9 protein-coding genes are annotated in these 13,496 nt (G+C 62.4%); all 9 read right to left on the reverse strand.

Annotated features, from left to right (window positions below):
- Positions 1 to 32: 32 nt before the first annotated feature.
- Positions 33 to 1,589, reverse strand: a complete 1,557-nt coding sequence (locus HMPREF7215_RS04455; protein WP_009164472.1) for a S1 RNA-binding domain-containing protein — start codon at positions 1,587 to 1,589, stop codon at positions 33 to 35.
- Complete coding sequence (gene ispH / locus HMPREF7215_RS04460) at positions 1,582 to 2,463, reverse strand: 4-hydroxy-3-methylbut-2-enyl diphosphate reductase (RefSeq protein WP_009164473.1); 882 nt, start codon at positions 2,461 to 2,463, stop codon at positions 1,582 to 1,584. Before ispH ends, HMPREF7215_RS04455 begins: the two co-directional genes overlap by 8 nt.
- Entirely contained in the window at positions 2,460 to 3,404 is a 945-nt protein-coding gene (gene miaA / locus HMPREF7215_RS04465) for a tRNA (adenosine(37)-N6)-dimethylallyltransferase MiaA (protein WP_009164474.1), read from the reverse strand. The genes ispH and miaA overlap by 4 nt, the downstream gene beginning before the upstream one ends.
- Complete coding sequence (mutL, locus tag HMPREF7215_RS04470) at positions 3,401 to 5,227, reverse strand: DNA mismatch repair endonuclease MutL (protein WP_040550483.1); 1,827 nt, start codon at positions 5,225 to 5,227, stop codon at positions 3,401 to 3,403. The genes miaA and mutL overlap by 4 nt, the downstream gene beginning before the upstream one ends.
- Complete coding sequence (gene mutS / locus HMPREF7215_RS04475; protein ID WP_009164476.1) at positions 5,227 to 7,809, reverse strand: DNA mismatch repair protein MutS; 2,583 nt, start codon at positions 7,807 to 7,809, stop codon at positions 5,227 to 5,229. The genes mutL and mutS overlap by 1 nt, the downstream gene beginning before the upstream one ends.
- A complete protein-coding gene (gene ruvX, locus HMPREF7215_RS04480; RefSeq protein WP_009164477.1) occupies positions 7,810 to 8,232 on the reverse strand; it encodes a Holliday junction resolvase RuvX in 423 nt (140 codons plus the stop codon).
- A 2-nt stretch (positions 8,233 to 8,234) separates the two neighbouring features.
- Positions 8,235 to 10,883, reverse strand: a complete 2,649-nt coding sequence (alaS, locus tag HMPREF7215_RS04485; protein WP_009164478.1) for an alanine--tRNA ligase — start codon at positions 10,881 to 10,883, stop codon at positions 8,235 to 8,237.
- A 65-nt stretch (positions 10,884 to 10,948) separates the two neighbouring features.
- Positions 10,949 to 12,235, reverse strand: a complete 1,287-nt coding sequence (locus HMPREF7215_RS04490; protein ID WP_009164479.1) for an amidohydrolase — start codon at positions 12,233 to 12,235, stop codon at positions 10,949 to 10,951.
- A gap of 1 nt (position 12,236) precedes the next feature.
- Positions 12,237 to 13,487 (reverse strand): adenosylhomocysteinase, encoded by a 1,251-nt coding sequence (locus HMPREF7215_RS04495; RefSeq protein WP_009164480.1) that lies wholly within the window; start codon positions 13,485 to 13,487, stop codon positions 12,237 to 12,239.
- Positions 13,488 to 13,496: the final 9 nt, after the last annotated feature.

Below are 13,496 nucleotides of genomic sequence, written 5' to 3' on the forward strand. Positions count from 1 at the left end.
CCCGTGCGGGATGGCTCTTTCTTCACAAATCCTTACTTTTCTTCGAGGTTGATGCCGCTGAAGAGGTCGCCGAGCGTCACGCCGGTGTCTTCGCTGAAGCCGGAGAACTTTTCGCCTTCGGGCCGGCGGCGGGGCTTGGAATTTCTTTCGCTTCTGGAGGCCAAACCCTCATGTCGAGGCGCTTTCTCTCCTTGAGCCGGGGAGTTCTTGCCGCGCTCGGCGGCCTTCTCGCCGGCCTCGATGGCGCTGATGCTGAGGCGGATGCGGCGCTCGGCGGGGTTCACCTCGAGGACGCGGGCGGTCACTTCCTGACCTTCCTGGAGCACGTCGCCCGGCTTTTCGACGCGGTGCGTGCTGAGCTGGCTGATGTGGATCAGACCCTCGACGCCTTTCTCGATCTCGACGAACGCGCCGAAATCGGCCAGGCGCACGACCTTGACGGTGATGTCCTGTCCCTTCGTGTAGCGTTCCTCGATGCCCTTCCAGGGATCGTGCAGCTGCTTGTAGCCCAGGCTCATGCGCTTCTTTTCGGGATCGATCTCGAGCACGATGGTCTCGACTTCCTGTCCCTTGTGCAGCACCTCGCGGGGATGCTTGATGCGGCTCCAGCTCAGGTCGCCGATGTGGATCAGTCCCTCGATGCCGGGTTCCACTTCGACAAAGGCGCCGAAATCGGTGACGTTGGTGACGACGCCCTTGGTCTGCTGGTCCTTCTGCCAGCGCTCCATCACGGTATCCCAGGGATTGCCCTGGGCCTGGCGGATGCTGAGGCTGATCTTGTTGTTCTCCTTGTCGATGCCGATGACTTTGACTTTGACGGCATCGCCTTTTTTATACGTTTCGCGGGACTTGGAGCTGCGCTGCCAGGAAACTTCGCTGACATGCACCAGCCCATCGAGGGGACCGACATTGACGAACAGGCCAAAGGTGGTCACGCTGCTGACCGTGCCGTCGAGCACATCGCCCACGTTGACCTCGCTGTAGAACTTCTCGCGCTTGGCGGACAGGTCCTCGTCGAGCAGGCTTCTGCGGGAGAGCACCAGACGGCGCTTGCGTTTGTCCATCTCGAGCAGGCGGACCTGGAACTCTTCGCCTTCGAAGCGGCCGGGATTGACGCCGCGGCCTTCTTCGGCAAGATGCGAAATCGGGATAAAGCCCTCGAGGTTAAAGCAGTTGACCATCAGCCCGCCCTTGACCTTGCGAATGCCCTTGACGGTGATGATGTCGTTCGCCTTCACCTTGGACTCGAGTTCCGCCCAGCGGCGATCGAACTCGCAGCGCCAGCGGCTGACGAGAAGCTGCGCTTCTTCGCCGTCGCGCTTGCTCGTCACCTGAACTTCGATCTTGTCGCCGATTTCGGGAGCGGGCTTGTCGTCGACAAGGATGTGATGAGTCCACTCGCGCTCGGGCAGGAAGCCTTCGCACTTATATCCTACGTCAACAAGCCAACCGCCGTCGGTCTTCTCGACCACCGTACCCTCGATGACCTTGCCGCGCGCAATTTCTTCCGAAGCCGCGTCGTACTGGGCCATAAGAGAGGCCATATCCATGCTTTCTTCTTCAACCTGGTTCTTAACTTCTTCACTCATTCCTGACATCCCCCTGACGTCCTGCGATGTTATGAATCGCGTTATGTAGTTGTTCGATAAGCCAGTCAGGCGTGCTCGCCCCGGCCGCAATACCAATCACCCGTTTCTCCAGCACCCACCTCCTGTCGAGCTGACCGGCGTGCTCGATCCACACTGCGTCGCAGCTCGAATCGCGCGCGATGCGACACAACTTGCCGGTATTGGCGCTGTTATGTCCGCCGATGACGATCATGCCTTCAACCTGAGACGCCAATCGTCTTACGGCCTCTTGGCGTTCAATCGTGGCACGGCAGATGGTGTTGTAGATCCTGAGCTCGTCGGCCACGCCGAGGGCCGCCTTGGCCGCTTCAGCGAGGAGACTTTCTTCCTGTGTTGTTTGAGACACCAATCCCAACTTATGGATTTTAACAGACGATTTGAATATTGTCGAGGAAAAAAGTGACGGAATCGTCGAAATCACCGTCGAAGGTCCGCGGACATAACCTCGGATACCGACCGTCTCGGGATGTTTCTCGTTCCCGAGGATCAGAACGTGATAGCCGGCCTCGGACAATTCCCGCGCATGCCCCTGTGCCGCGCGCACGAAGGGGCACGTGCCGTCGATGACGCTGACGTTTCTTTTCCTCAGATTTTCCAGCACGCCGGGGGCCGCCCCGTGGGCACGGATCAACGCCGTCGCGCCGGCGGGGATCTCCGTCTCGGATTGGACGACGCGCAGCCCCATCTTTTGCAGACGCTCGACCTCCTGCGGATTGTGGATCGGACTGCCGAGCGCGTAAACAGGCGCCGTTTGCGCCAGCGCTTTTTCCACGAAACCGATCGCCCGTTTGACGCCAAAGCACAGCCCTGTCGGCGCCGCGACGAGAATTTTCATCGCGAGCCCTCGTCAAGGTGCTTTCTGGCCCGGTCGATCAGCCATTTTTCGTTTTCCGCCGGCGTCTTCTGCGACAGATCGCACCAGACGGCCGGCGCGAATTTTTTGAACCAGGTCATCTGCCTCTTGGCGAACTGCCGCGTGGCGACGACGTCGCCCATGATCGCTTCTTCCAAAGTCATCCGCCCCTGATGGAACAGCGCCAGTTCTTTGTAACCGAATCCCTGCATCGACGGCAAACCGGGGGAATAGCCGTGGTCGAGCAGCCATTTCACTTCCTCGGGATAGCCCGAAGCGAACTGCCGGCGCACGCGCCGTTCGATGCCGCTTACGAGGATGTCGCGCGGCTTGAACAGGCCCAAATAGAGCACGTCATAAGGCGATTCCGACGGGCGTTCGCGGTACCATTCGGAAGCCGGACGTCCGGAAAGAAGAAAGATCTCCAGCGCCCGGGAGACGCGGAATTTATCGTTGGGATGAAGTCTGGCGGCGCTTTCGGGATCGGAAGTTTTCAGCCGGCCGTAGAGTTCGTCCGCTTCGAGGGCAAAAAGTTCGGCGCGCAGTTTTTCGTCCGTGGGCACGTCGATGGACAGCAGCCGGCTGAAAAGCGCCTGATAGTAAAACGGCGTGCCGCCGACGAAAAGCGGCGTCCGTCCCCGCGCCATGATCCGCTTGACGCAGTCCGCCGCCTGAGCGGTAAAATCGGACGCCGTGTAAACCTGATCGGGACCGGCCACGTCGATGAGATGATGCGGGATCTCCCGGCGCACTTCCCGGGAGATTTTGTCCGTGCCCACGTCCATATAGCGATAGACCTGCCGGGAGTCCACCGAGATCACCTCGGCGTTCAGCGCGCGGGCGAGATCGAGGCTCATGGCCGTTTTGCCGACGGCCGTCGGCCCGATCACCGCGACGATGGGCATTTTTTTCGCGCCGCTCACAGCCCCAATCTCCCGAAATGCCTGTCCAAAGCGCCGCCGGTCAGCCGCAGCACGGTCGGCCGCCCGTGGGGACAGGCGTTGGGCTGGTCGCAGCGCTCCAGTTCGGCCAGCAGTTGATAAGCTTCCGCCGCTTCCAGCCGCGTCGTCAGCTTGACTGAAGCCTTGCAGGCCTTGGTCGCGAAGACGTTGACCAGCGAGTCGGAATGTTCCCGGCGCTCCCCGATCGCGTTCAGCGCGCTGCGCAGCAGATCGACGGGCGAAACGCCCACGACTTTGGCGTGCACGGGCAGCCGCGACAGAGAGCCGTCTTCGTCGATCGCGAAGTTCAGTTCGGCCAGTTTTCCGCGGTTCGCCATCGCGTCGTCTTTCAAAGTCGGCGGCAGCGGAATGGGCATGATCAGCTTTTCCTGCCCGCGCGGATCGGCGCAGGCCTTCAGGATCCGCTCGTAGTTGACGCGCTCGTGGGCGGCGTGGGGATCGACGATCAGCAGGCCGTCCGGCGTGGAAAAGACCAGATAGCCCTGAGGCAGCTGCGCGAGATAAAGTTTCCCGTCCGGCGCGGCGCTCTCCGCAGCGGAAGTCTCGCCGGACGACGAGGCTGGAGCGGTCTGACGGTAAGAAGAAAAAGGCAGGCGCTCGCCGCTCGCTTCCTGCGAACCGCGCGCTGCAAACGCGTTCGGCGAGGCGGCGCGGAACACTGGCTCTTCCAAGCGCGAAAACGGGTGCGGCTCGCGTTCGGGCGGGCGGCGCCACGCCGCGGAACCGCCCTGCGCCGTCGTCCCGCCGGCGGGAAAAGATTCTGCCGGCGCGTCGAACGAAGGCGAAGAATCCGGCATGCGACCGACGCGCCCGAGGATCGGCGCGTCGGAAAAACCTTTGGCAAGACGTTCCGCCGCTTTGCGGACCAGATCGTAAACTTCGCCGGAGCGGCGGAACAGGATCTCCGACTTCGCCGGATGGACGTTGACGTCCACGTCTTCCGCCGGCAGCGCAAGCATGACCAGCCAGTTGCCGCGCGTCGCCCAATGGAAGCCATGGATCGCCGAACGGATCACCGCGTCGCTGACGCGGCGTCCGTTCACGAACGAGATCAGCTGAAAACGGCTCTGCGGCCCCAGGTCCTGCCACCACAGCCGCACGGACGACGTCGCGGTCTCGGAAGCGGAAGCGCGGATCTCGGGCTCGTCGCCCCACATCCGCGCCAGCAATTTCTCGACGCCGCCGTCGCCCGAGCTCTTGAAGACGTTCTTGCCGTCGTGAGTCAACGAGAACGCGACCGCGGGATAGGCGAACGCGTAGTCCTGGACCAGGCGCGAAATGCGGCGGAACTCCGCCGCGGCCGTTTTGAGGAACTTGCGCCGCGCCGGCAGGTTATAGAAAAGATCCTTGACGACCACCGTCGTGCCGGGACGCAGCGGCACCGCCGTGACGCGGGGCGCGCCGTTTTCGTAATGCAGAGAGGCGCCTTCGGGCAAGTCGGGACGGCGGCTGTAGATCTCGAAATGGCTGACGGCGCAGACGCTGCTCAGCGCTTCGCCGCGATACCCCAGCGTGGCGATCGCTTCAAGGTCCGCCTCGCTGCTGATCTTGCTGGTGGCGTGTTTTTCCACGGCCAGGGGCAGCTCTTCCGGGACGATGCCGCCGCCGTTGTCCTTGACGGAGATCAGCACCTTGCCGCCCTGTTCCAGTTCTACGTCGATGGCTGTCGCTCCGGCGTCGAGACTGTTCTCGATCAGTTCCTTGACGACGGAAAGCGGCCGTTCGATCACCTCGCCGGCGGCGATTTTGCGCGAAAGCCCGTCGGGCAGTCGATGAATTCCCATCATTCACACCTCAGCTTTCTGGCCCGGGAGACCAGCCGGTAGATCCGGCCGAGCGCGTCCCGCGGCGTCATCCGATCGGGGTCGAGCGAAGCCACTTCTTCGATGAAAGCGTCCCCGGAAAGATCGAACATGCTCACCTGCGCCGACGGCGCAAAACGATTCGCATCATTGTGCGGTTCCGACGGTTCGGCCTCGAGCCGTTCGAGGATCTCATGGGCGCGCCGGAGCACCACCCGCGGCAGCCCGGCGATGCGGGCGACCTCGATGCCGTAGGAGCGATCGGCGGGACCGGACTGTATCTTGTGCAGAAAACGCACGCCTTCCTCGGTCTCCTCTACGCCCATGCTCAGGTTGAACAGGCCGGGCATGGTCTTCTCGAGGTCGGTCAGCTCGTGATAATGCGTGGCGAAAAGCACGAACGGCTGGACGCCGCAGAGATTGTGCAGATACTCGATCACGGACCAGGCAATGCTCATGCCGTCGTACGTCGAGGTGCCGCGCCCGATCTCGTCGAGGATGACTTCGCTGCGGGCCGTGACGTTGTGGAGAATGTTCGCGGTCTCCATCATCTCGACCATGAACGTGCTGTTGCCGCGCGCCAGCTCGTCGCGCGCGCCAATGCGGGTGAACAGCCGGTCAGTCAGCGGCAGGCGGGCAGACGCCGCCGGCACGTAGCTGCCGGCCTGCGCCATGATCTGCAGAATCGCGGCCATGCGCAGATACGTCGATTTGCCCGCCATGTTGGGCCCGGTGACGATGGCCGTCCGCCGCGACAGATCCATTTTCAGGTCGTTCGGTATGCAGGGCTGACCGCGCAGCGCCCGTTCGACCATCGGATGGCGTCCCTCGCGGATCTCGAGAACCCGCTCTTCGACGACCTCAGGACGACAGTAGCCGCGTTCCCGCGCCGTGCGCGCGAAAGAGTTCAGCACGTCCAGTTTGGACAGCGCATGACCAAGCCGCTGAATGGCGTCGGTCCGTTCGAGGCAGGCCGCAGTCAGCTCGTCGAAAATGCGCTGTTCGATCTCCGCGATCTTTGAATCCGCCTGCAGCCGGCGCTCCTCGTATTCTTTCAGTTCGGGGGAAATATATCGCTCGGCGTTGACCAGCGTCTGTTTGCGGACGTACTCCGGCGGGATTTCCGTATTTTCCGCTTTGGCGCGGGAGATTTCGATGTAGAATCCGTAAACTTTGTTGTACCCGACTTTCAGCTTGGCGATGCCGAGGCGCTTTTTCTCCCGTTCCGCAAAATCTTCGAGCCAGGCGTCGCCGCTGTCGCCGAGAGAGCGCCACTGGTCGAGCTCTTCGTCGCACCCGGGGGCGGCGATGGCGCCCAAACTCAGGGAGCGCGGCAGCTCCGGCAGCAAAAACCGGTCAAGCCGGGCGCGCAGCTCCGCCAGTTCGCCGGGAGCCGGCAAAGCCGCCGAGCGGCACATTTCGCCCAGGGCCGCGCCGATCTCCGGATGTACGTCCAGCGTGTCGCGGATCGCGCCGAGGTCGCGCGGATTGGCGCTTTTCATGTGCAGGCGAGCGATGGCGCGCTCCACGTCGCGGCATTTTTCCAGCAGTTCGGCCAGAGCACGCGAAATGTCTTCGTGGGCGTACAGTTCCTGAACGGAATCAAGACGTTCGTTGATTTTCTCGATCGAACAGAGCGGACGGGCGATCCAATCGTGGAGCAGTTTTTTGCCGAACGGCGTCGCGCACTCGTTCATGCACTCGAACAACGACGCCTCCCCGCCCCAGAGGTCGAGATTGTTCTGCGTGTGCCAGTCGAGGTGCATAAAACCCTCCGGCAGGATCTGGGAAATGCTTCTGATGTGAGCCGCTTTCGAGAAGCTGGTCTCCTCCGCGTAGCTCACCAGCGCGCTGACGGCGCCGATACGCGGGTCGCCGCGGCGCAGGCCGAAGCCCTCGAGGGAATTGACGTTCCAGAGCTGGCACAGACGCGCCAACCCGATTTCGGGATCGAAGTCCTCCGCCGACATCTCGGAATACGCCCAGCCCGGATTGGCTTCGACCTTTTCCCGATACCCCCGTCCTCGCGGGATCAGAATCTCGCGCGGCGCAAAGGACAGCAGCACCGACCAGGCCTCCTGCGGGGAAAACGTTCCCACCTGCACCGTCGAGGCGCTCGGCGTCAGAAAGCCGACGGTCCATCGATCCTGCCCCAGCAGCAGCGAGGCCAGCGACGAGTCGACGGTTCCTTCTTCGGGAATGAAAGTCCCCGGCGTCAGGATCTTGACGACTTCCCGGTCCACCAGCGTGCGTCCGTCGGGCGGCGTCATCTGTTCGCAAACGGCGATCTTGTAGCCCTTTTCGATCAGGCGCGCGGCGTACTGGTCCACCGCATGATGCGGCACGCCGGCCATCGGCATGTTTTTGTTCGCGTCGCGCGCGGTCAGGGCAATGTCGAGTTCGCGCGACACGAGCTTGGCGTCCTCGAAGAAACATTCAAAGAAATCCCCCATGCGGAAAAAAAGCACGCAGTCGGGGTATTTGTTTTTCCAATAAAAGTACTGTTCCAGCATCGGCGTCATCTTGGCGGGCCTCTGCTGGGCAGGCGTTTTGGGTTCCGTCATCTAAAATCGGTCAGCTCCTTTCGTATCCATATAGCTTTGCAGAATCACCGCGGCGGCGATCTTGTCGACGGACTGTTTTCGTTTGCGGCGCGACACGTTGCCTTCGAGCAGATAGCTCGTAGCGGTGCAGGTGCTGTAGCGTTCGTCCCAATATCTCACGGTGACCATGGGAAAGCGCCGCTGAATCTCCTTCACCACGTCCTGCACGTGCTGCGCCGAAGGGCCGATCGTTCCGTCTTCGCGGATCGGCAGCCCGACGAGCAGACAGCCCGTGTCGTAACGCTCGAAGGCGCGCTCCAGTTCGTCCAGCCAGGGGCCGTCCGCTTTCCAGACAGCAATCCCCTGAGCAAACATGCCCAGGGGATCGCTGACTGCCACGCCGATTCTCACGGTTCCGACGTCGAGGCAGATAATTCGGGGCATCGTCAAGCTCCGATAAATTTTGCAACGATATCGACGGCGGCGGCGATCGCCTCGTCGATTTTGCCCGGCTCCCTACCGCCGGCCTGAGCCATGTTCGGACGTCCGCCGCCGCTTCCGCCGACCAGTGCGGCCAGTTCCTTGACGATCCTGCCGGCATGGAGCTTTTTCTTCTGCGCTTCTTCGCCGAGCATGCAGAGGATCTGCACCTTGTCTTCGGCCGCCTTGGAAAAAATCACGAACACGGCCTTGGGATCGCCGTCCTTGAACTTGTCGCCGGATTCGCGCAGCAGATCCATGTCCTGTCCGTCCACGCGTCCGATATAAAGGTTGACAGCCCCGCCGGCCAGCGTCTTCTTCGCGATCAGTCCGTCGATGCTGCCGGCGAGTTCGGCGCGGGACATCTCGTCGATCTGGCGTTTGAGCGCCTTGATCTCTTCTTCCATTCCCTTGACCTTCTCGATCAGCAGCGGCCGTTTGACGGCCAGGCGGGTGGAAAGTTCGTCGGCGGTGCGGCTCAGTTCCTGGAGCAGGCGCACCGTGGTCATGCCGGTCACCGCCGTGATGCGGCGGATCCCGGAGCCGATGCTCTCTTCGCCGACGATCTTCAAAGAACCGATCGTGCCCGAGGACGGAACGTGGGTGCCGCCGCACAGCTCGCTGGAAAAATCGCCGACGGAGACGACGCGCACGGTCTGGCCGTATTTCTCTTCGAACAGCGCTTTGGCGCCGCTGGCTTTGGCCGCTTCGAGATCCGTCACGACGGTCGTGACGGGGCGGTCGGTCAGGATCGCGGCGTTGGTCAACGTCTCGATCTCCTCGAGCTGTTCGCGGCGTGGCGCTTCGTAATGGGTGTAGTCGAAGCGCAGGAAACGGTCGGACACGAGCGAGCCGTTCTGGCGCACGTGCCCGCCCAGCACTTTGCCGAGCACGGCGTGGAGGATGTGCGTGGCCGTGTGGTTGCGGGCGATGGCAAGATGGCGGTCCATATCGATCTGCGCGAGGACGCCCTGGCCGACGCGGAGCGCTCCCTTGGTGACGGTGACCGTCTGCATGTTCAGCTCGCCGAAGGGATGCGTGCTGTCCTTCACGACCGCGAGAACGCCGTCGGCCTTGATCAGCCCCGTGTCGCCGATCTGGCCGCCGCGCTCGGCATAGAACGGCGAACTTTCGAGCAGGACCATGCCCTCCTCGCCTTCATCGAGAGCGTCGACTTTCCGTCCGTCCCTGACGAGCGCGCGGATCTTGGTATTGCATTCGCTCTTTTCGTAACCGACGAAATCCGTGGCGCCGAATTCGTTGGCCAGCGCGTTGAACACGTTCCCCTTGATGACGTTGTTGGCGATCTGCTTGCTGGAGCTGCGGGCGCGCTTGCGCTGCCGCGCCATCTCCGTCTTGAATCCCTCTTCGTCGACCGACACGCCGTGCTCGGCGCAGATCTCGCGGGTCAGCTCCAGCGGGAAACCGAACGTGTCGTACAGCTGAAAGGCCACGGCGCCGCCGAGAGTTTTTCCGGCGCTTTCGAGCGCCGCCTTGACCTCTGCGTCGAGCAGCTCGCTGCCCTGGCGGATGGTTTTGCCGAAGCCGTTCTCCTCGATCTCGACGATCTTCTCGATGGTGAGACGGTTCTCCCCGAGTTCGGCGTAGGGATCGCCCATCAGTTCGATCACGGCGGGAATCACGTCGTTGATGAACGGTCTGTCGATGCCGATCAGGCGTCCGTAACGGGCGGCGCGGCGGATCAGGCGGCGCAGCACGTAGCCCTGGCCGTCGTTGGCCGGCAGAATGCCGTCCGCGATCATGAAGCAGACGGCGCGGACGTGGTCGGAAATGACTTTCAGAGCCAGGTCGCTCTGATCGTTCTCACCGTATCTGACGCCGGCGATGTCGCCGGCTTTTTTCATGAGCGGCGCGAAGAGATCCGTCTCGAAGTCGTTGCGCACGCCCTGGATCAGCGAGGCAAGACGCTCGAGCCCCATGCCGGTATCGATGTTCTTGCGGGGCAGCGGCTTGAAACTGCCGTCGGCCTGCCGGTCGTACTGCGTGAAAACGTGGTTCCAGATCTCGAGAAAACGGTCGCAGTCGCAGCCGGGATGGCAGTCGGGGCCGCAGGAAAACTCTTTTCCCTGATCGTAGAGGATCTCGGAATCGGGACCGCACGGTCCCTGAGGCCCCATGAACCAGAAATTCTCGTCTTCGCCGTTGAGGACGAGATGGGATTCGGGCATGCCGATCTCCTTGGTCCAGATGTCGAAGGCCTCCCGGTCGTCCTTGTAGATCGTCGCGTACATGCGGCTGCCATCGAGGCCCAGGACCTGCGTGAGGAACTCCCAGCCCCAGGTCAGCGACTCGCGCTTGAAATATCCGCCCCAGGAGAAGTTTCCCAGCATTTCGAAAAACGTGTGATGCCGTGCGGTACGGCCGACGTTCTCGATGTCGTTGGTGCGCACGCACTTCTGCGAGGTCACGGCGCGGGCGTACTCCGGTTCCTCGAGGCCGAGGTAATACTTTTTGAAGGGCACCATGCCGGCGATGGTGAACAGAAGCGAGGGGTCGTCGGGAACGAGCGAAAAACTCTTGTAATGATGACATCCTTTGGATTCCCAGAAACTTACGAACAACTGACGGATTTCCTTACCGCTGCGATACTGCACGGATGTTCCCTCCTGCACTTTTTTAAGAGAAAATAATGACGGCGGCGCGGGCTGCCGGGGATTCTTCAGGCGCGAGCCGCCAACAGCCAGGCGCGCTGCGCCGAACTGCCCGCGCGAATTTCTTTTTCGGCGCGCGGCGCAAAGACCCGATCTTTGACGAGCCAGCCGCCTCCGCAGAGAACGTGCCTGACGTCGCCGGAACTGCCGGCGTATACGACGTAGCTGGACATGTTGTCCTCGTCGGCGCCAAGATAATGGAGCGCCGTCAGATCGACGGCCGTCAGGTCCGCAGCCCAGCCTTCGGCGAGCCGCCCCACCTTTTCGTACCCGAACGCCCGCGCGCCCTGATAGGTCGCGCAGTCGATCAACTGCCGCGAGGAAACGGCCAGCGGATCGCGGCCGACGCCCTTGTGGATCAATGAGGCGAGCCGCATCTCGTCCCACAGATCGAGACGGTTGTTGCTGGCGGCGCCGTCGGTCCCAAGCGCCACGTGCACGCCGCGTTTCAACATCTCCGGCACTGGCGCCACGCCGCTGCCCAGCTTGAGGTTGGAAGCCGGACAATGCGCCACGGTGATGTTATCGTGAGCGGCCAGATAGTCGAGCTCGTCTTCCCTGAACTGCACGCCGTGCGCCAGGACCAGGCGCGGCACGGCCGCAAGCCCGGTTTTTTCGAGATACTCGACCGGCGTCATTTTCAGCGTGTCGGAGAGGTAGCCGCGCTCCCATTCCGCCTCGAGGAAATGCGTCTGCAAGGGCAGATTTTTTCTTTTCGCTTCGGCGGCGCATTCGCAGACGAACTCGAACGGCACGGTGTACGGCGCGTGCGGATCGATGCTGTTGATGATCCGCGGCCCCCGCATCTCCGCAAAATCGCGGTAAAGCGTCTGTCTGAAGCGGGCCGGATCGCGCACGACGCCGACGGAAACGGAACAGCGCATGCCCAGCTCGTTCACGGCGCGGGCGACCTGATCCATATGGTAATACATGTCGGTAAAGCCGGTCACGCCGCACATGGCCATCTCGCACATGGCCTGAACGGCGCCGGCGTAGACCACATCGTCGGTCAAATGCTCTTCCAGCGGCCAGATCTTCTGTTCCAGCCACTCCATCAGCGGGCGCTCCTCGCCGAGGCCGCGCAGCAGCGTCATCGCCGCATGGCAATGAGCGTTGAAAAATCCCGGCATCAAAAGCGTTTCGCCCTTGCCGTCCATCACTTCGCATTTTTCACCACTCAATGAATCCGGGGCGGCGATTTTTTTTATGCGTTCCCCCTCGACGAGCAGATCGGCGCGCCGCGCGCGCTCCATCGTGCCGTCGAGAAGATAAACGTCGCGGAACAGGATCGCCATTTTAGTCTTCGCGCCAGTCGGCCATGTAGGCGCGCTGCTCGTCGGTCATACGCTCGAGGGACAGCCCCATGGAAGCGAGCTTCGTCTCCATGACCGCCGCGTCGATTTCTTCGGGCACATCCATCAGTCCCGCCTCGAGCGCGCGGCCGTGTTCGTTCACGTAGAGGGCGGATTCGAGCTGGAGCGCGAAGCTGAGATCCATGATCTCGATCGGGTGCCCGTCGCCGCAGGCCAGATTGACGAGACGCCCTTCGCCGAGCAGATTGAGGCGGCGCCCGTCGGGCAGCGTGAACGTCTCGATATTGGCCCGCGCCAGCTCGTGCTTGACGGCCAGCGCCGCCAGTTCATGTTTGTTGATCTCGACGTCGAAGTGCCCCGCGTTGCCCATGATCGCGTTGTCTTTCATGAGCTGGAAATGCTCTGCCCGGATCACGTGCGTGTTGCCGGTAAAGGTGAGAAAAATGTCGCCCAGCGGCGCCGCCTGGGCCATGGTCATCAGCTCGTTGCCGTCCATGACCGCTTCGAACGCGCGGTGCGGATCCAGTTCGGTGACGATGACGCGGGCGCCGAGGGCGCGGGCGCGCATGGCGGCGCCCCGGCCGCACCAGCCGTAACCGGCGATGACCACCGTTTTCCCCGCCACGAGGATATTGGTCGTGCGCATGAAGCCGTCCCACACGGACTGCCCGGTGCCGTAGCGGTTATCGAAAAGATATTTGCTGTGGGCGTCGTTCACGGAGATCACCGCAAAAGGCAAAATCCCCTGCCGCTCCATGGCCTTCAGGCGTTTGACGCCGGAGGTCGTCTCCTCGGAAGCGCCCTTGACGGCCGGGATCAACTCCTTCATGTCGGAAAGGACCGTCGCCACCAGATCGGCGCCGTCGTCCACGATGACCGAAGGGCCAAAAGCCAGCGTATCGCGCAGATAGCGGCGATACTCTTCGCCGCTCATGGCGTGACGGCTGAACACGGAAACGCCCGTATCGACGAGAGCGGCGCAGATATCGTCCTGCGTCGAGAGCGGATTGCTGCCGGCCGCGCGGACTTCGGCGCCCAACTCTTTGAAAGTCCGCAACAGGCAGGCGGTCTTCGCTTCAAGGTGGAGGCAGGCTGAAAGTTTCACGCCTTTCAGCGGCTGCAAAGCGGCATAACGCGCTTTCAGGGCGTTGAGCACCGGCATGGAGCGCCACGCCCAGTCCATTTTGGCACGGCCGCCCGGAGCGAGAGAAAGATCGGCGATTTTATAATCCATTATGAATTC

It is taken from the genome of Pyramidobacter piscolens W5455, from assembly GCF_000177335.1.
Lineage (GTDB): Bacteria > Synergistota > Synergistia > Synergistales > Dethiosulfovibrionaceae > Pyramidobacter > Pyramidobacter piscolens.